Here is a 19,009-nt window from a genome sequence, read left to right as displayed (position 1 = left end):
AATATTAGGTCAACTTTAGATTGACAATATGTTGCATATTTCGAATGAAGTTTTCTAACTCTTCCATTTTGTTTGTTGTTTCTGTTACACCACTTTCAGTCAATTTGTAATACTTTCTTACTCTTCCATCTACGCGCTCCATGTCTACATCTAAGAAGCCATCTGCCTCCAATTTATGCAATGCTGGATAGAGCGCACCTTCCGTTAAACTCATTTCTCCAGCAGTAATTTCTTTGACCTTCTGTGTAATTTCATATCCATACATTCGACCATTTTCAGCCAATAGCTTCATAATAATGGTATTCAAACTTCCTTTATATAATTGTTGCTGCTTTGCCATACATAAGATTATTAGGTATACAAATATAGTGTTTTTTGAATACCTATAACCTTTAGGTATAATATTTTTCGTTAAACCGCGAAGTAAAACTTCCTTTTACTCCATGGGTTTTGTATTTTTGCGAACTTAAACAGAACTAAACGATGTCAAGATTCAACAAATTAACGGTAAAAGAGATTCGTAGAGAAACTCCAAATGCGGTATCTATCGTATTTGATATTCCTGCAGCATTACAATCAGATTATAAGTTTGTTGCTGGGCAATATCTCAACATCAGATATGAACATAAGGGCAAAGAAATAAGACGCGCTTATTCAATTTGTTCTACACCTGAGAGTGGAGAAATTCGCATTGTAGTCAAGAAAGTAGAGCAAGGAGTATTTTCCGTCTATGCCAATGATGTGTTGAAAGAGGGCGATCAGTTAGAAGTAGATACCCCAGAAGGGCGTTTCACGTTTACACCAGATGCTGGAGCAACAAATAACTATGCAGCTTTTGCTGCAGGTAGTGGTATTACACCTGTTATGTCAATCTTACAAACTGTTTTAACCGAAGAGCCTAACAGTAAATTTGTATTAGTTTATGGGAATAAGACAGCGGAGGAGACTATTTTCCACACGCAATTACACCTACTACAAGAAAAGTATCCAGAACAGTTGTATGTGCATTTTGTTTATTCGAGAATGAGAGAAAACGATTCTCTTTTTGGGCGCATTGACAAAGCTGCAATTAACTTTGTAGTCAATAACAAACACCAAGATAAAACCTTTGCTAACTATTTCTTATGTGGACCTGAAGCGATGATTGACGTTGTAAGCGAAACCTTACAATCCAAAGGAATAGCCAAAGACCATATCTTATTTGAGATTTTCACGCCTAATACGGATGGAAACAACCCAGTAGAAATAGAAGGCGGAAGTACAAAAGTAACTGTAATCGTTGATGACGAAGAAACAACTTTTGAAATGCCGAAGAGTCAAGCGCTTTTAAATGGAGTTTTAGAAGCAGGTATTGACGCTCCATATTCTTGTCAAGGGGGTATTTGTAGCTCTTGTATGTGCAGAGTTACCAAAGGTTCTGCAACCATGAAACGCAACAGTATTCTTACTGATGAAGAAGTTGAAGAAGGTTTAATCCTATCGTGTCAAGCGATTGTTACCTCTGATGAAATTCACATTAATTACGATGATATTTAATAAAAAAGGAAGCAATTAGCTTCCTTTTTTATTTTTTAAAATATAGATACACTTTTTCATTTGGATCTTCACGTTTATAGGTAGACATTCGATCCTCAATGCGCAGGTACTCACCTTGAAAACCAATTTCTAGAATTCCTTTGAAAATTCGTTCCTGTAAAATTATAGGCCCCCTATCTGGAATAATTCCATTTCTAATTGTAGTAAATAATTCTCCTTCATTAATTAGCTTAGTTTCGGTAAAAAAACTAGAATTTGTTGTCTCACATCCTAATGGTCCAATTTGATACTTAACATAACCAAAATTTAAATTAGGTAATACTTTTTCTTCCATGAAACTAAAATATTCCGAAGCGCGACAAGATGTTGAACCTGGAATTAACAAACTCGTTTTGGCATTTCCAACCTTAATTCCTGCGTAATAAAAAACATTTTTACTAATGTCATCTAAATGCTTTAGCTTAGTATAGGGCAAATCAAAAATAGGATCAGAATCATCTTTAGTATCGTCTGATTTTGAACAAGAAAAAATTAAAACACTAAGTAGTAAAACTACAATTTGGCTGTTCTTTTTCATATCTGTTATATTGTTATTCTTAGAAATCAAAACTCCTCCTTATATTTTATACAAACACCAAGTGAAACACTAAAATGCTTTGACTCAAAATATTCTAAAATAAAAGTTATACCATTTACTCTTCATTACTCTCCTTGTTTTTTAAAATATAAATATACCTTCTCATTAGAATCTTCTCTTTTATAGGTTGACATTCGATCTTCTATACGCAAATATTTCCCCTGAAAACCAATTTCTAGAATTCCTTTGAAAATTCGTTTTTGTAAAACAATTTTGATATTGAACGGATTAGAATCATCGATATACCCATCTCGAATCGTTGTAAATAATTGCCCTTCCTCTACTAAACTCGTTTCAGAAAAAAAAGATGAATTTGTCGTCTCACATCCTAATTCTCCATTTTTATATTTAATATAGGTAAAATCAAGATCTGGATGCAAAGGATCAAATATTGGTCCAAAATATTCTGATGCTCGACAAGACATGGAACTAGGAATTAACATGCTAGTTTTAGCATTTCCAACCTTAATTCCAGCATAGTAAAAAACATCATTACTAATGTCATCTAAATGCTTTAGCTTAGTATAGGGCAAATCAAAAATAGGATCAGAATCATCTTTAGTATCGTCCGATTTTGAACAAGAAAAAATTAAAATGCTGATTAATAAAACTAAAATTTGGCTGTTTTTTTTCATATCCGTTATATCGTTATTCTTAACATTTAAAAAAATCCTTCCTATATCTTTAAATATAAACACTACGTTATGCTTTATCTCAAAATATTCTAAAATAGAAAGTTAGCATTTACTTTTCATTACTCTCTTTCTTTTTTAAAATATAAATAGACTTTTTCATTCGGGTCCATTCGTTGATAATCCGATATTTGATCCTCAATACGCAGATATTCACCTTGAAAACCAATCTCTAAAATTCCTTTAAACAATCTATTTCTATATTGATCTCTTACTGTTGTAAAGATTTTTCCTGTTTCTATCAATTTATTTTCTTCAAACGTATGCATCGCATATTGAAAACATCCAAAACTTCCCTCTATATAAAATGCATATTCTAATTTATCTAAAATTCCTTCTTTTGTTTTACTAAGAGACAAAAAATCATGGGATCTACATGCCTTTGAATTCTTAATTAACATACTTGCCTTTCTTCCTTCGGCTTTAAAGCCCGCATAATAATAACCTTGCATATCAAGCTCATCAAAACTATTCAAAGGAACATAGGCCAATGAAAAAACATCTGGCTCATCCGATTTATTGTCATCGCTTTTTGAACAAGCAAAAAGTAATAGGCACAAGGCAATTAGTAAAGCTTGTCTCATTAACATACAGTATTTATTTAATTAACATAAATTTAAATAAAAAAGACTTAGAAAACAAATTCTAAGTCTTTTTACAATCTATCACAACACTAAACGTACTAGTTTATTCTTCACTTGATCAAACTCAAAGGTTTGATATACAGCATCAAATGCTACTTTTATTTCTTCATTCATCAGATTACCGATACTGCCCTGATGAGCATGATTTACTTCTTTAGCAGGCTGATACTGTCCATCCTCAATGGCCAAACCAATTGTTTTATAGGCTTCTCTAAAAGGTGTTCCGCTTAAAACCAACTGATTCACAACCTCAACACTAAACAAGTAATCATATTTTGAGTCAGATAAAATATCTGAATTAATCGCTATGTTTTCTAACATCAATTGAGTCATTTCCAAACATTCCTTCAATGAAGTAAAAGCGGGGAAAAGATTCTCTTTTAACAATTGTAAATCCCTGTGATATCCAGCAGGTAGATTTGTTGTCATCAAAGCAATTTCATTGGGTAATGCTTGAATCTTATTACATCTTGAGCGAATTAATTCTAAAACATCGGGATTTTTTTTATGTGGCATGATACTCGAGCCTGTCGTTAAATGATCGGGAAATCCAATAAATTTATAATTCTGGCCCATATACAAGCAACAATCCATCGCCCATTTCGCCAAAGTAGCAGCAATTGCACTTAATCCTTGAGCTAAAATACGCTCACTCTTTCCTCTTCCCATTTGAGCATAGACCACATTGTAATTCATCGACTGAAACCCCAACAGGTCAGTGGTCATTTGTCTGTCTAATGGAAAAGAGGAACCATAACCCGCTGCCGAACCTAATGGATTTTTGTTCACCACTTTCCAAGCCGCTAACATGAGTTCTAAATCATCTACCAAACTCTCCGCATAAGCTCCAAACCAAAGTCCAAAAGAAGAAGGCATGGCAATTTGCAAATGGGTATAGCCTGGCATAAGTACGTCTTTATGTTGATTACTCAAGCGTTGAAACGTTTCAAATACGCTTTTCACTTGTTCTACAATCTCCTCAATTTCATGACGAAAATATAACTTCAAATCCACTAGCACTTGGTCATTTCTCGAACGACCTGCGTGAATTTTTTTTCCTGCTTCACCAATTCTTCTTGTGAGCAATAACTCGATTTGCGAGTGAATATCTTCTACTTCCTCTTCAATTTGAAAATCACCCTGAATAATTTCTTGGTAAATTATTTTTAACTCTCGCTGAATCAGTGTCAGCTCCTCTTGTGTTAACAAACCAATATGCTGTAGCATCTGGGTATGCGCTAAGGAGCCTAGTACATCAAAAGGAGCTAAATTTAGATCTAAGATTCTATCTTGTCCAACCGTAAACGAATCTACTACTTGATTGACGGTTGTATTTTTTTGCCATAACTTCATTTACTTCACGATTTGGTTTAACATTTCAATATACAGTGAGATTCCTTCTTCAATTTCACTAATATAGACAAACTCATCTGCCGTATGCGATCGAGCAGAATCGCCAGGGCCACATTTCAACGAAGGGATAGCTAATAACGCTTGGTCACTTGTCGTTGGCGATCCATATGTTGTACGTCCTAATTGGATACCCGCTTGAACAATGGGATGATCTTTCGCAATAGAAGAAGGTTTTAAACGTGTAGAACGCGCATTTACTTCACAATTCACGTGTTCCTTGATAATAGCTAAAACTTCTTCATTCGTATAGGCATCTGTAACGCGGACATCAACAACAAACGCACAAGTTGCAGGTACCACATTGTGTTGTGTTCCCGCCTGAATCAGGGTTACACTCATTTTAATCGGCCCAAATTCCTCGGATACTTTCGGAAATTGATACGTTGTAAACCATTCAATATCGGGCATTGCTTTCAAGATAGCATTATCTCCCTCATTTCGAGCTGCATGTCCTGAACGTCCATGTGCCACACAATCTAAAACCATCAATCCTCGTTCTGCAATGGCTAACTGCATTTGTGTAGGTTCTCCAACAATAGCAAAATCAAGTGTCCCTAATTTTGGAATCACGTATTCTAATCCATCGGTTCCTGATATCTCTTCTTCTGCTGTTGCAGCGATGCAAAAATTGTAATTCAACTGTTCTTGTTCATAGAAATATAAAAAAGTAGCTAACAACGAAACTAAACAACCTCCTGCATCATTACTTCCGAGTCCATAAAGTTTACCCCCTATAATTTCCGGTTGAAAAGGATCTCGTGTATAATCTTTATTTGGACGAACCGTATCATGATGTGAATTCAACAAAATAGTAGGTTTACTTGCATCATAGTGTTTATTAAACGCCCAAACATTATGCAAATCACGATGAATAGCAACATGGTGTTGTAAGAGAAATTGTGCAATAAATTCTGCTGTTTTCCCCTCTTCTTTACTAAATGATGGCGTTGCAATCAACTGTTGTAATAATGTTACCGCTTTTATCGTTAGTTCTTTTTTCATTTCTTATTTTATATGTATTGACTGATGATGGTACCTGCTGTTGGCTTCAAAAGATCTTGAGCTGACTTGATACAAACTTGATGTACTTTTTGCTCAACTGCTGCTAAAGCATTGGCTATTTTTGGTAACATGCCATCCGAAATAACCCCTTCGTTTTTTAATTGATTGAAATTTGCAGAATGAATCTGAGGAATAACCGAATGTTCATCCTTTCTATCGCGCAATACACCTTGATGTTCAAAACAATACACCAATTCTACCTGATAGTGTGTTGCTAAGGAAATGGCTAGGTTTGAAGCGATTGTATCTGCATTTGTATTTAATAATTGTCCTTCTTGATCTGCTGTAATCGCCGAAAAAACAGGACAAAGTCCCAATGCTAGAAATTGGTGTAAACGTGTACTATTGACTTCTTGCGGAGTAAAATCCCCCACAAAACCATAATCAATCGGTTCTATGGCGCGTTTATGACTCAGGATAAGCTGTGCATCAGCACCAGATACACCTAAAGCATCACATTGATAATGCTGCAACTGAGCCACAATTTGCTTGTTTATCAGTCCCGCATACACCATAACAGTAACTGGCAACATGGCTTCCGAAGTAATCCTTCTTCCCTCCACCATTTCAGTAGGAATAGCCAAGTCACGGGCTAATTTAGTTGCTAGTTTTCCTCCACCATGCACCAAAATCTTAGGTGAATTGATTTGCGCAAAAGCCAGCAAGAAATCAGTCAATGCCTTTTCGTCATCGACAATATTGCCACCAATTTTAATTACGGTTAATTTTTGCATGCTTATTTATTTTTCAACATTTCTTGTAAAACTGCTTGAGCAGCCCACACTCTATTTCCCGCTTCTTCAATCACAATAGCGTGCTCACTATCCAACACTTCAGAAGCAATAACCAAATCACGTCTTACTGGTAAACAGTGCATCACTTTGGCTTGATTCGTTTCCTTCAAATGATCTAAGGTCAACATCCAAGAGGAATCTGTACAGGTAATTTGCCCATAATTCTCATAGCTAGACCAATTCTTTACATAGATAAAATCAGCGTCTTGTAAAGCTTCTTTTTGATTCATCGTTATCGTAGCTCCTTGTGTAAACTCCTCTTTTAAAGCATATCCTTCTGGATGAGTAATAACAAAATCAAGCAATCCATCTTTTTCTGCCTGAATCATCCATTCGGCAAATGAATTGGGAACTGCCTGAGGTAATGCTTTCACATGAGGTGCCCAAGTCAATACTACTTTGGGTTTCTTACGCTGTGGGATATATTGTTTTTTTACCTCATCATATCGATAATCTCCTTTTTCAATAATAGTTAAGAGGTCAGTAAAACTCTGTAATGGATGTCTCGTAGCACTTTCTAAACTCACCACAGGCTTCCCACAATATTGGGCAAACTTCTGCAATAACTCTTCACTATAATCTTCGGTTGCATCCTGTAAACCAGGAAAAGAACGCAAGCCTAAAATATCACAGTATTCTCCCATCACAGCCGCTGCTTCTTTGATGTGTTCAGCCGTATTTCCGTCCATGACTACCCCATCTTTTGTTTCTAAAGCCCAACCATCTGAGGTCATATTCATCACCATCACTTGCATACCCAATTGCATGGCTGCTTTTTGCGTACTCATTCTCGTTCTCAAACTTGGATTCAAAAATATCAAGCCAATTACTTTGTGTTTTCCTAACGTTTCATTTTGAAACGGATTTGCCTTACAAGCTAAAGCTGTTTTCACCGCTTCAGACAAAGAAGGTATATCGTGTACTGAAAAAAATTGTTTCATCGGTTTGTATTTTTAGTAGTGTTGTAATCTTTTACTGAACTTCTCTAAGAATAGATCTGCATCTGTTTCGCTTAATGTCAATGCTGGTAACAAGCGAATCACATTCGGACTTGCATTCCCCGTAAAGATGTGATCTTTTAGCAAAAGGTCTTGACGTAAATGCTTTAATTCAGGTGCAAAATCAATGCCAATCATCAATCCCTTTCCTCTAACTTCTTGTATTTTATCTAGCTTTTTTAATTCGCTCAATAGATAATCTCCAATTTCTTTGGCGTGAAGCAACAATTGATCTTGTTGCATAACCTCTAAAACAGCAAATGCTGCCGCACAAGCCAGATGATTTCCACCAAATGTTGTTCCCAATTGACCATGCCAAGGTTTAAACACAGGAGCTAAGGCAACGGCACCAATCGGAAATCCATTCCCCATTCCTTTAGCCATTGTATAGATATCCGCTTGTACTCCTTCATCATTAACCGCATAAAAAGACCCAGTTCTACCATATCCACATTGAATTTCATCTGCAATAAAAACAGCGCCATATTCTGTGGTTAAAGTTCTAATCTGCTGTAAAAAAGAAGCAGTCGCTACTTGAATTCCCCCAACGCCTTGAATTCCTTCAATAATTACTGCAGCTACTTCGTTTCCATAAGTCATAAAGGCTTCTTCTAGCGCATCCTCATTATTAAATGGCAAGAAAACAAGGTTTTCTGTTTCATTTACTGGGGCTACAATTTTTGCATTGTCTGTTGCAGCAACAGCTAACGAAGTTCTTCCGTGAAACGCCTTTTCAAAAGCAATCACTTTTTTTCTTCCCGTATGAAAAGAAGCAATTTTTAAGGCATTTTCATTCGCTTCTGCTCCAGAATTACACAAAAACAATTGATAATCCTGTAACCCTGAAACTTCTCCCAATAGTGCTGCTACTTGATGCTGTAAGGGAATTTCAATTGAGTTTGAATAAAATCCTATTTGATCCAGTTGCTTTTTTAAACGTTCAACATAATGAGGATGAGTATGCCCGATAGAAATAACAGCATGCCCTCCATATAAATCTAAATAGGCTTGTCCATTTTTATCCCAAACATAACTTCCCTGTCCTTTGACAATCTCAATCGGATTCAAAGGATATACATCATATAATTTCATCATAATTTATCTCGTTTAAAAAGCAGATGCTTTAAGGTTTAACCCTGTTTTTTCGTCTAAACCGAAAAGAAGATTCATATTTTGGACTGCTTGCCCAGAAGCTCCTTTCAGTAGGTTATCAAGGGTGCTTGTTATCAATACATCGTTATGGTGTTTTTCAATTGAAATCAAGCATTTATTGGTGTTTATTACTTGTTTAAGATGAATCGCTTCTTCACTAAAATGCGTGAACGGATGAGATTCATAGTATTGGGTATACATCGTCTGCAATGCTGCTAAACTCAACGTTGACTCCAAGATAGCGCTAACAAATATCCCTCTTGCAAAATCACCTCGTTCTGGTATAAACTTGAGCGCTGGCTCCAGCTCAGGTTGCAATTGGTGTAAACTTTCGCCTATCTCACCTAAATGTTGATGTGTAAATGCTTTATACACCGATAGATTATTAGCTCTCCAACTAAAATGAGAAGTAGAAGCTAAACTTTGTCCTGCTCCTGTTGATCCTGTAACCGCTTGTATATGCACCGTACTAGGCAAAACTTGGTGAGTCGCTAAAGGCAATAACGCCAATTGAATTGCCGTCGCAAAACAACCTGGATTCGCAATGTAATTTGCCTTTTTAAGCTGCTCTCTATTTAATTCTGGCAATCCGTAAATAAAGGGATTATCGTCCTTTTTCAATCTAAAATCCTGACTTAGGTCGATTATTTTCACTGACTTTCCGAACGTATTTTCTTGTAGAAATACACGAGCATCTCCATGTCCCAAACACAAGAAAACAAGGTCAATATCCTCCTTTAAATCAGCAGTAAACAACAAATTTGTATCGCCAAATAGATCCGTATGCACCGTATAAACGGGTTTATTTGCGTGACTATTGGAATGGACAAACACCAGCTCAACGGCAGGGTGATTCAGCAACAGACGAAGAAGCTCTCCTCCTGTGTAACCTGCTCCACCAACAATACCTACTTTGATTTTATCCTTATTCATCTTCTTGTTGATTTACTTTATGCCAAATCATCACTTGATTCCCAAATATTTTAGAAAATCCCTTAACATCTTCTCCAGACCAGGCATTATTCATTTCTCCATAACTCCCAAATGCATTAGACATCAAGTCATTTTTAGATTCAATTCCCTGTATGACAAAACGATAAGGATGAAGTTCTATCTTTACTTTTCCATTCACTGTCTGTTGCGTACTCGTCAAAAAAGCCTCTAAATCACGCATGATAGGATCATGAAATTGGCCTTCATGTAGATAATTACCATAAAAAGCACCCAATTGTTCTTTCCAACTCAATTGCCATTTAGTAAGGGTATGCTTTTCAAGCGTGTGATGTGCTTTCACTAAAATAAGTGGCGCAGCAGCTTCAAACCCTACTCTTCCTTTGATTCCAATAATTGTATCTCCAACGTGAATATCTCTACCAATACCGAAGGGTTGTGCGAGTTCTTGAAGTTGTTGGATGACTTCAGTCGAGGGCATTGGAACACCATTTAAGGCAATTGGCTCTCCGTGTTCAAACACAATTTCAACAACCTCAGAGGTTGTTTTGCTCACTGGAGTTGGCCATGCTTCTTCTGGTAAATATAGATTAGAAGTTAAGGTTTCTTTACCCCCTACTGAAGTTCCCCACAATCCTTTGTTAATAGAATATTTTGCTTTCTCCGCATTTATTTCAACCCCGTGCTTCGCTAAATAATCAATCTCTTCCTCTCTACTCAATTTTAAATCGCGAATCGGAGTGATAATCTCTATTGCAGGAATTAAGATATTGAAAATCATATCAAAACGCACCTGATCATTTCCCGCTCCAGTACTACCATGCGCTACAGCAGTAGCCTTGATTTTCTTGGCGTAATTTGCAATAGCTGTAGCTTGACAAACACGCTCTGCACTAACAGATAGAGGATACGTTGCATTTTTTAGTACATTTCCAAATATCAAGTATTTTACACAAGCCTTGTAATACGCTTGCGTTTCATCAATCGTTGTATGAGAAGCCACGCCCAATTTGTAAGCTTTGGCTTCAATTTCTTTTAACTCCTCTTGGGAAAAACCTCCTGTATTCACAACTACAGAATGTACTTCATATCCCAATTCTTCTTTGAGGTAAATGACACAGAAACTCGTATCTAATCCACCACTAAAAGCTAAAACTATTTTTTTATTCATCATGTTCTGGTTTAAAAATTCAAAATAGATGTGTTTTCTTTACTGTTTGCTTAATCTTCATTTGCAGTCTTTTCAGTAAAGAATACTTCTTCTGCATTTCTTTTAATCGTTCTTTGGCTTTTGTCTTTTGATCTATTTTAGTTCGAAGCTCTTTTTCTTTTTCGATAGGGTCCCAAAGCATAGAGGTACACAAACAATTTTTTCGTTCCTTACTCTGTAAAATAGAGAAATTGATACAACTCTCACAGCCTTTCCAAAAAGACTCATCCTGAGTAAGTTCAGAATAGGGAACGGGTTCATAACCGAGGTCAGAATTAATTTTCATGACGGCTAGCCCTGTTGTTAATCCGAAAATTTTAGCTTGAGGATATTTGGTTCTCGAGAGTTCAAAAATTCGCTTTTTAATTGCTTTGGCTAAGCCTTCTTTTCTGAATACAGGATTGACAATCAATCCGGAATTGGCAACATATTCACCATGACTCCATGTTTCGATATAACAAAATCCAGCCCAAGTTCCATCTTGATGCAAGGCGATAACGGCCTTACCTTCCAGCATTTTGTTTGCCACATATTCAGGTTTTCTTCTTGCAATTCCCGTACCACGCGCTTGGGCAGAAAGTGCCATCTCCTCGCATATTTGTGCAGCATAACCAACGTGTGTTTCATTCGCTGGTATAACGATAAACTGATTTGAATTCATCTCAAAAACAGATAGTTAGAATTCAACAAAGCAAAAATCAGAACCTGCTAAAACGCATGAATCTCTCTTTCAATCTCGTTGAAATACATTAAAATTTGATAGATTTATTGGTTTGGGAGACCTAGTGTTCCCAAAGAAAAAGAAAGCTTAAAGAAATTAAGCCCGTGACCGCGATGACCGCGAAGTAGATAACAAGAAAACAGCAGCAGTAGCAGAAGCTATGCTGTTCATTTCAAAAGTAGTATGTAATACTGTTTTCTTCATTTCTTGTGTATACCCTTAAGGGTTGGTACAAAGTTTTCTAATAATAATTTTAATATGCAAGTATTTTTAAAAAAAAATAACATTACACCAACAATCAAGTAAACCTCTATCTATCTGCACTTTAAAATGAGGTGTTGCTAAAAAAAATTTACTTCTCTATTTTATTTATCCTATATTTTTACTCTTTTACCTGTATTTCCTTGTAGTCGAGCCTGTACAAATGGACCATGATTTCCTGATCATCTTCAGAGTGAACTTCGTGTGATGAAGGCAACATAAAGTCATTAGAGTAATAGTTACCAATCTTCCATATTCTACCATTACAATTCATGAAATTAGCTGTGCTTTTCGTATCAATCCAAGGTACAAATTGAATACCATAAGGGCATTTAGAATACAAAAAATCTAAATTTTCATTGCTAGATCCACTTTCTAAAGGAGTAAAAGTCTCGCCTACTTGAATCTGATTCGGATGATAAACTCGAACTAAATTTCCCGCCACATTGTATTCCAAACTTAACCAAGATACTTTATTCATCTCTTCCCTTTTGATGACTACAACCTCTTGTTTTGCGTTATATTCATAAGTTACAACCTCCTTTTTCACCTCCTCAACGGATCGAACGATTAATCCTACTTTATTATATTCTAAACTCCATTTACTCAACACTTTCCCGTTTTCTGAATCAACACAAGTAAGAGCAATAACCTTTCCTGAATCATCATACGTATAGGTCGTTCTAGCAAACTTTCGATACCAATTAGGCAGTGCATTAACGTATTTATTCTCATCTACAAAAGTAATCCGTCCCTTTTGGTCATAATTAAAAGTATAGGTTATGTTGTATTGAAGTCTGTTTTCTTCAAGCAATCCTTTTTGTGTAATAACATACGTGTGCACCATTTTATCTACAACAATTAGCGAATCTTTTTCTGAATCGTTAGGCGTATCTACTGAACAATTAAAAAACAAAGTCGCTAAAAAGCAACTTCCAATAAATCTACAAAAACTCATAATTACTTATTTTAAATTACATAATAAGCAAAAAAAACACCTAAAAACACATAATTACCAATTAAACGTATTTTTCTAACTTATATCTATTTGTTACAAACAAAAATGTAGTTTTTAAAATACAACTAAAATACACCCTAAAATTGCATTTATTTTTAAACGAAGTAAATTCATAAAGTCACGCTACGTAATCTGGCAACGACGTCTTGTAAAAAGAACATCTCAAGTTGTATATAAAATGATAAATTAGCTTTAAACAACAAAAAAAATAGCTACTATAAAGAATCTACACCCTCATAAAATTCTTTTCTTTTACTTTTTGTACAATAAAGTAACCTCTTTTTTACTGTTCAATTTATAGCGTAAAAAGACCATTTTTACTGAATTATACCCCTTACAGTAGCAAAGAAAAAAGCAAAGAATAAGATACAACGAGTACATGATTGTGAAACTTCTTAATGCACGAAGGCTATTTCACCATCATCGTAAGAATATATCAACATTACGCTAATAACTCAACGTAGTTCTCCTGTTCACTGATACAAATTAGCCCTTTATTTCTAGCTACTAATTTAGCCTGTTCATTAAACAACAACGCTTGCAAAAGCGTATTCTAATACTCTCTTGCAAGCGTTGTTGTTTAATTACAAAAAATGTCTAGTCCATTTGTGCAACCCCTAGATATACACAATACGCAATCTATATGATCCTTATCCTTTCTTTACTTTTTTATACGTAACCTTTTATAGACAAAACTATAATAGTAACGCAACGTAACATTATTGTCTTTATAAGTTAATTCATGTTTAGAATAGAAAGGATTCTCCTTAGAAAAAGTATTTGTGACTACCCAGATTTTACCATCACATGCTAAAAATCCCTGCTCCATTTCTGTATTCACCCAAGGTATTGAGCTAAAATGTGAATTTAAAAAATCTAAATTCTTAGTACTATAGAAACTTTCCTCAGTAGAAGAATCGATGTTGTTCTTCTTGTTCAAATCAGCTATATCGTAAACCCCTATTAGATTTCCTGTGTCATTATAGGTTAAGTTCAGATCAATTGTTTGGTTGTTCCCCTTACTTTTGATTGAGATGATCTCATTCTTCATATTATACCCATAATCTGTAACTGTCCTTTCTATTTCATCCACTGATTGAACCATCCATCCCAAACTATTATACTTCAAGTTCAGCTTATTTAATACCTCCATACTTTTTGCATCTATACACGTTAGGGTAACTAATTTTCCTGTATCATCATAATGATAAGCTGTTTTAGTATAGTTCCTATCCTTATGCTCTTGGCTCATATCCAATCGTTCTATTTTATCTATAAAAGCAATTCTTCCTTTGCTGTCATAAGAAATATATCGAGTTGGTTCCTTATAAAAAACCTGATGTTCTCCATCTGCTATAGATGTAACTTCATAAGTATACATCATTCTACTTACTACAAGTACATCCTCTTTTTCTAGTTCACTCTGTTCATCGGCAGAAGAGCAATTAGTAAAAAACAAAACTAAAAAACAAAACACCATACCATTGAAAATTCTCATAATCACTTCGTTTAAATATTATAATAAACAAATAAATCACTTATAATCAACTAGATATCAATTAAAAATACATTTTTCATGCTTTCCTATAATTCTAAAAACAAAAAAGTAATTTTTGCAATACAAGTAAAAAACATCCCGAAAATGCATGTATTTTTAAAATAATAACACTTACAAAACAAAAAGAAAATACATGTTCTTCTACCGCCTTTCAATTGAGGTTCAAAATGATAAATTGGCTTTAAATAGCTAAATGAATGCACTTTAAAATAGAAAATATAGTTAGTATAAACCTCTCAAACCGCAGTATTGTTTGAAAAAGAGGTTTACTTTCTGCTTCATTTTATCCAAAAAAAAGACGTATAGTGCACACTATACGTCTTTTCTATATTGAACTTGAATGTAAATTCAAGGGTTATGCTAATAAGTCAATAAACACTTTACCTCATAAGACTGCAGCTTATCACGTCCATGTAAAAAAGAAAGCTCCATCAAGAAATTGAGTTGTACTATTTCTCCTCCTAAACGTTCCACCAACTTGCAAACTGCTTCTGCTGTACCACCTGTTGCTAAAACATCATCGTGAATTAAGACTTTTTCGCCTGGTTTTATTGCATCTGCATGCATTTCAAGAATATCCATTCCATATTCTAGTTGATATTCTTGGGCAATGGTGTCAAAAGGCAATTTTTTAGGTTTTCTAACGGGCACAAAACCAGCACCTAATTCCTTAGCCAATAAAGTAGCAAAGAAAAAACCACGACTTTCCATCCCCACAACACGATCTACCTTCTTATTTCCTACTAATGCTAATAATCGCTTCGTTGCTTCTTCCATTGCTTCAGGACTATTTAAGAGAGGGGTGATATCTTTAAACCCTACACCTTCTTTTGGAAAATCCTGAATGTTTCTAATATAATCTTCAATCTTCATCATGACTAAATTATTTTATTTTTGCTGTGCTACTTCCAACACTTTCTTACATACTATTGTAGAATCAATCGTTCGCATAGCCTCTTCATATCCTTCTACCTTTTTATTTCCATACACTGACGTGGGCAATAAAGGATATTGATTGCGATCCGCTGTTATACAATAATCCATTGGTTGATTAAATGGCGCAAAACCAGCATAAGGATGTGTGGCACCCCATAAAGTTACGACTTTTACGCCTAACATTGCTGCAATATGGGCATTCCCAGAGTCCATAGATAGCATCACATCTAAATGCTGAATCAAGTTCATTTCCACCTCTAATTTCACTTTTCCAGCCATTACAATCACATTGTCATTGTCGCGTTTCAATTGGTTTAATAAGGCAATTTCCTTTTCTCCACCTCCAAATAAGAAAATCAAGTGATTTTCTTGTTCTGCCAATTCATCAACCACTTGCTGCATCAAATCCAATGGGTACACTTTACTATCATATTGGGCAAAAGGCGCAATACCAATCCACGTTTTGTGCTGCTCTTTACTGTAAACTTCTAATTCTGGGGCTAATGGAGCCTTCTCTGGAAAATTCGGTTGCGCTAAGGATACCGAAAAACCTAACTGCTTCAGTGTTTCACAATGATTTTCAACCATTATTTGTACGGGTTTAAATATCTTATTTTCAGCGCGAGTCAATGCTTTTTTTGCTGCTCTTCCTTTATCTAAAGCTGCTGTTGGAACCCCTGATAACTTAAATAAAGTACGAACAATTTGTGCACGCAATACATTGTGGAAATCGGCAAAATAATCCGGTTTTACTCTTTTAATGTCTTGATATAAACGAATCAACCCTAAAAATCCTTTGTGTTTTTTCTTCACATCCACAGGAAAGAAATCCACGCGGTCAATACCTTTAAAAAAAGGTTTGAAAAAAGGTCGTGAAACGACCGTTACACGTATAGTAGGATGTTGTTCGATTAACGCTCGAATTACAGGTACAGTCATCGCTACGTCTCCCATAGCGGATAATCTAAAAATAACGATATGTTGTAAACCTTTCACTAAAATATGATTTATCTTAAACAAGAAAAGCGTGATTATCCACGCTTTAGCAAACAAAAGTAATTTTTTTTACCGATACAAAAAAATGATATTTCTCTCCTGCTCTTTTTCTATGCTAGCACAGACTTTTCTGCATTAAAAAAGGCATATCGTAATTCCCATATGCCTTTTCTATTTCTTATTTTTTATTTTGATATAACACGGGGTTTAATTCCTCATCGTTATACATTTTCATTTGTTTATACACTTTCATGTATTTATCTCCAGCAGCGATGTCTTGTAATAAGTCGTCAATTGCAGTAGATAAATCTTGTTTTTGTTCCAACAAAACATCTAATTTTTCTTGACATTTTGCTCTGTGTTCTGGTGTTGCTTCAGGTCTTGTAGCTTCCTCACGCATGTGGTAAATCTTCAACGCTAAGATAGAATAACGGTCAATTGCCCAAGCTGGACTCTCTGAATTAATTTTAGCGTTTGGTTTTACTTGTACCTCTTTATACTTATTCAAAAAGTAACTATCAATGTACTCTACCATATCCGTTCTCTCTTGATTTGATGCGTCAATTCTTCTTTTTAAAGCCAATGCAGCAACAGGATCAATTTGCGGATCACGAATAATATCTTCAAAATGCCACTGAACGGTATCAATCCAATTTTTTAAATACAATAAATGTTTAATATCATCCTTTGGATATGGATTGCTAATTGGCTGATCTACATTGTCGTATTTATGGTAATCACGAATACTCTCTTCGAATATCGGAAATGCTAATTCTGAAAACATATGAATAATTTTATTTACAAATATAGTTTTAATACTTTTATGGTACTAATTATACCGTTATGAAAATTCACTATATTTCAGAGGAGAATAGCATTTTAAATCATTTCTTAGCACAACTTCGCGATGTTACCATTCAGAAAGACAGTATGCGCTTTCGAAAAAACATCGAACGAATTGGAGAAATTATGGCATACGAATTGAGCAAAAAGCTACCATATAAAGCCGTTGCTGTTCAGACACCACTCGGAATAAAACACACCACTTGTATTGAGGACAATGTTGTTCTTTGTTCAATCCTCCGTGCAGGATTAGCCTTACACACTGGTTTTATGAACTTCTTTGACGATGCTGAAAATGGGTTCGTTTCGGCTTACCGTCGCCATGGTAAACATGGAGAAGCAGGTCAAATTTTGGTTGAATACCAAGCTGCTCCATCCTTTCAGGATAAGATTCTCATTCTAATTGATCCCATGTTGGCAACAGGACAATCATTGGTAGCAGTCATCCAAAAATTAATGACAGAAGAACAACCTAAAGAATTGCATATTGCAGTAGTTATTGCAGCACCAGAAGGAATTGAATACCTGGAGCAACAATTACCTGCTAATGTACATTTATGGGTAGCAACCCTAGATGAAAAGCTAGATGATCACAATTACATCGTTCCTGGTTTAGGAGATGCTGGTGATTTAGCTTATGGTCAAAAACTATAAGATGAACAATTGCATCAGGTAGAAAAATACCCCAATCAAGAAAACACTGTAAACATTGGCTTCTTTTCGCCAGCGTTGTGGAATACTTTCAATGTAATTGGCTCCTAAAATAGCTAACGGAAAGAAAGTAAACAGCAGTAACCCATTGGATTTATCTGCCGAAATAACATAAATAACAGCACCTATAAGAAATGACAAAATGATTTTCTTGTAGGTGTTTTGCATATTATACGGTTTGCTTTTGATGGCTAATGCTTGAGAAACAGCATATAGTAACGCAATAGAAACAAACACCGCTAGAGCAATATTTTGAAAAACATTGTCAAAATACATAAAGTCAAAACTAATTTGTACTCGTTCTGTCCACCAATCGATAAAATGCACCTCTTGGATTAACAAGTAAAGGCTTAAGAAAATAGAAGCGCCTAAAAAAGACACTAGTGGAATCACCCAATTTCTATAGTCTTTTGCTCCAAAAAAGGCGATGGCATAAAATAGAAGGATAAAATATAAAATACTCCAAAAGTGGAATAGACTAGCAAAGCAAATCCACAACGAAGCATCTAATAACTTTTCCTTTGACTGCTTTAAAGAGTGAAGTGAAAAAATACGACGCAAGGCCAGAAGAATAAAATAACTGGCAACAATGACCCTTACATTCTCAAAAGAAGTGGGAAAAATAAACAAAAAGCTCGTAAAAATAAGCGGTACATATGCTGAGTCATCCACCAATCTATTTCTAGAAACAATAAATTGAGAAATATACATCATCAGCAATAACAACACTAAAACACCCCCTCTTTTGATGATTTCGAATGTTGTCCATTCCATGCTAAAATCTAAACCAATAAATAAACTATAGCCTGTCACGATTAAAAGCGTAAGCATGATATAGTTAATCGGTCTAGTTTTACTAAAAATACTTGCTAACAT

The 19,009-nt window shown here is 35.2% G+C and carries 20 protein-coding genes; 2 read left to right on the top strand and 18 right to left on the bottom strand.

The features are described 5' to 3' along the window. Positions 1-4: 4 nt before the first annotated feature. Positions 5-340, bottom strand: coding sequence for a PadR family transcriptional regulator (locus tag AWV75_RS11060; RefSeq protein WP_060874424.1), 336 nt, complete (start codon positions 338-340; stop codon positions 5-7). A 143-nt stretch (positions 341-483) separates the two neighbouring features. Between AWV75_RS11060 and AWV75_RS11055 the strand changes: the two genes are divergently transcribed. Continuing rightward, positions 484-1,536, top strand: a complete 1,053-nt coding sequence (locus AWV75_RS11055) for a ferredoxin--NADP reductase (RefSeq protein WP_060874423.1) — start codon at positions 484-486, stop codon at positions 1,534-1,536. Between the two features lie 28 nt (positions 1,537-1,564). Here AWV75_RS11055 and AWV75_RS11050 read toward each other — a convergent pair whose 3' ends face one another. The 16 genes from AWV75_RS11050 to AWV75_RS10975 form a co-directional block, all read right to left on the bottom strand. Next, positions 1,565-2,113 carry a hypothetical protein gene (locus AWV75_RS11050; protein WP_060874422.1) on the bottom strand — a complete coding sequence of 183 codons (549 nt, stop codon included), beginning with the start codon at positions 2,111-2,113 and terminating at the stop codon, positions 1,565-1,567. A 125-nt stretch (positions 2,114-2,238) separates the two neighbouring features. Further along, positions 2,239-2,808, bottom strand: a complete 570-nt coding sequence (locus tag AWV75_RS11045) for a hypothetical protein (RefSeq protein ID WP_060874421.1) — start codon at positions 2,806-2,808, stop codon at positions 2,239-2,241. A gap of 119 nt (positions 2,809-2,927) precedes the next feature. Then, on the bottom strand, positions 2,928-3,455 hold the full coding sequence (locus AWV75_RS11040) for a hypothetical protein (RefSeq protein WP_060874420.1): 528 nt from the start codon (positions 3,453-3,455) through the stop codon (positions 2,928-2,930). 75 nt (positions 3,456-3,530) lie between these two features. Then, a complete protein-coding gene (gene argH / locus AWV75_RS11035) occupies positions 3,531-4,862 on the bottom strand; it encodes an argininosuccinate lyase (RefSeq protein ID WP_060874419.1) in 1,332 nt (443 codons plus the stop codon). Further along, positions 4,863-5,924 (bottom strand): M20 family metallo-hydrolase, encoded by a 1,062-nt coding sequence (locus AWV75_RS11030; RefSeq protein ID WP_060874418.1) that lies wholly within the window; start codon positions 5,922-5,924, stop codon positions 4,863-4,865. A gap of 8 nt (positions 5,925-5,932) precedes the next feature. Further along, on the bottom strand, positions 5,933-6,718 hold the full coding sequence (argB, locus tag AWV75_RS11025; RefSeq protein WP_060874417.1) for an acetylglutamate kinase: 786 nt from the start codon (positions 6,716-6,718) through the stop codon (positions 5,933-5,935). Positions 6,719-6,720: 2 nt separating this feature from the next. After that, the gene (locus tag AWV75_RS11020) at positions 6,721-7,719 is read right to left on the bottom strand and encodes an acetylornithine carbamoyltransferase (RefSeq protein ID WP_060874416.1); all 999 of its coding nucleotides are present in this window, start codon (positions 7,717-7,719) and stop codon (positions 6,721-6,723) included. Between the two features lie 12 nt (positions 7,720-7,731). Further along, positions 7,732-8,871, bottom strand: a complete 1,140-nt coding sequence (locus AWV75_RS11015) for an aspartate aminotransferase family protein (protein ID WP_060874415.1) — start codon at positions 8,869-8,871, stop codon at positions 7,732-7,734. A gap of 12 nt (positions 8,872-8,883) precedes the next feature. Continuing rightward, positions 8,884-9,861 (bottom strand): N-acetyl-gamma-glutamyl-phosphate reductase, encoded by a 978-nt coding sequence (argC, locus tag AWV75_RS11010; RefSeq protein ID WP_060874414.1) that lies wholly within the window; start codon positions 9,859-9,861, stop codon positions 8,884-8,886. After that, a complete protein-coding gene (gene argG, locus AWV75_RS11005; RefSeq protein WP_060874413.1) occupies positions 9,854-11,053 on the bottom strand; it encodes an argininosuccinate synthase in 1,200 nt (399 codons plus the stop codon). The genes argC and argG overlap by 8 nt, the downstream gene beginning before the upstream one ends. Before the next feature lie 16 nt (positions 11,054-11,069). Beyond that, complete coding sequence (locus AWV75_RS11000; RefSeq protein WP_060874412.1) at positions 11,070-11,750, bottom strand: N-acetyltransferase; 681 nt, start codon at positions 11,748-11,750, stop codon at positions 11,070-11,072. Positions 11,751-12,192: 442 nt separating this feature from the next. Further along, positions 12,193-13,029: a DUF3836 domain-containing protein gene (locus AWV75_RS10995; protein ID WP_060874411.1), complete on the bottom strand. Its 837-nt coding sequence runs from the start codon at positions 13,027-13,029 to the stop codon at positions 12,193-12,195. A gap of 721 nt (positions 13,030-13,750) precedes the next feature. After that, on the bottom strand, positions 13,751-14,587 hold the full coding sequence (locus tag AWV75_RS10990) for a hypothetical protein (protein WP_060874410.1): 837 nt from the start codon (positions 14,585-14,587) through the stop codon (positions 13,751-13,753). 420 nt (positions 14,588-15,007) lie between these two features. Next, positions 15,008-15,520 (bottom strand): adenine phosphoribosyltransferase, encoded by a 513-nt coding sequence (locus AWV75_RS10985; protein ID WP_060874409.1) that lies wholly within the window; start codon positions 15,518-15,520, stop codon positions 15,008-15,010. A gap of 15 nt (positions 15,521-15,535) precedes the next feature. Further along, complete coding sequence (locus tag AWV75_RS10980) at positions 15,536-16,579, bottom strand: glycosyltransferase family 9 protein (protein ID WP_197429579.1); 1,044 nt, start codon at positions 16,577-16,579, stop codon at positions 15,536-15,538. Between the two features lie 178 nt (positions 16,580-16,757). After that, positions 16,758-17,363, bottom strand: a complete 606-nt coding sequence (locus AWV75_RS10975; protein ID WP_060874407.1) for a DUF4254 domain-containing protein — start codon at positions 17,361-17,363, stop codon at positions 16,758-16,760. Positions 17,364-17,422: 59 nt separating this feature from the next. Here AWV75_RS10975 and upp point away from each other — a divergent pair, with 59 nt between their 5' ends. Next, positions 17,423-18,076 carry a uracil phosphoribosyltransferase gene (upp, locus tag AWV75_RS10970; protein ID WP_060874406.1) on the top strand — a complete coding sequence of 218 codons (654 nt, stop codon included), beginning with the start codon at positions 17,423-17,425 and terminating at the stop codon, positions 18,074-18,076. Here upp and AWV75_RS10965 read toward each other — a convergent pair. Next, a complete protein-coding gene (locus AWV75_RS10965; RefSeq protein ID WP_060874405.1) occupies positions 18,071-19,009 on the bottom strand; it encodes a DUF6427 family protein in 939 nt (312 codons plus the stop codon). The two genes, upp and AWV75_RS10965, sit on opposite strands and share 6 nt — an antisense overlap.

The sequence above is a fragment of the Myroides odoratus genome (assembly GCF_001549985.1).
Taxonomy (GTDB): Bacteria; Bacteroidota; Bacteroidia; order Flavobacteriales; family Flavobacteriaceae; genus Flavobacterium; species Flavobacterium odoratum_A.
The sequence above is the reverse complement of the archived record's forward strand: the minus strand, read 5'-3'. Positions and strand labels throughout refer to the sequence as shown.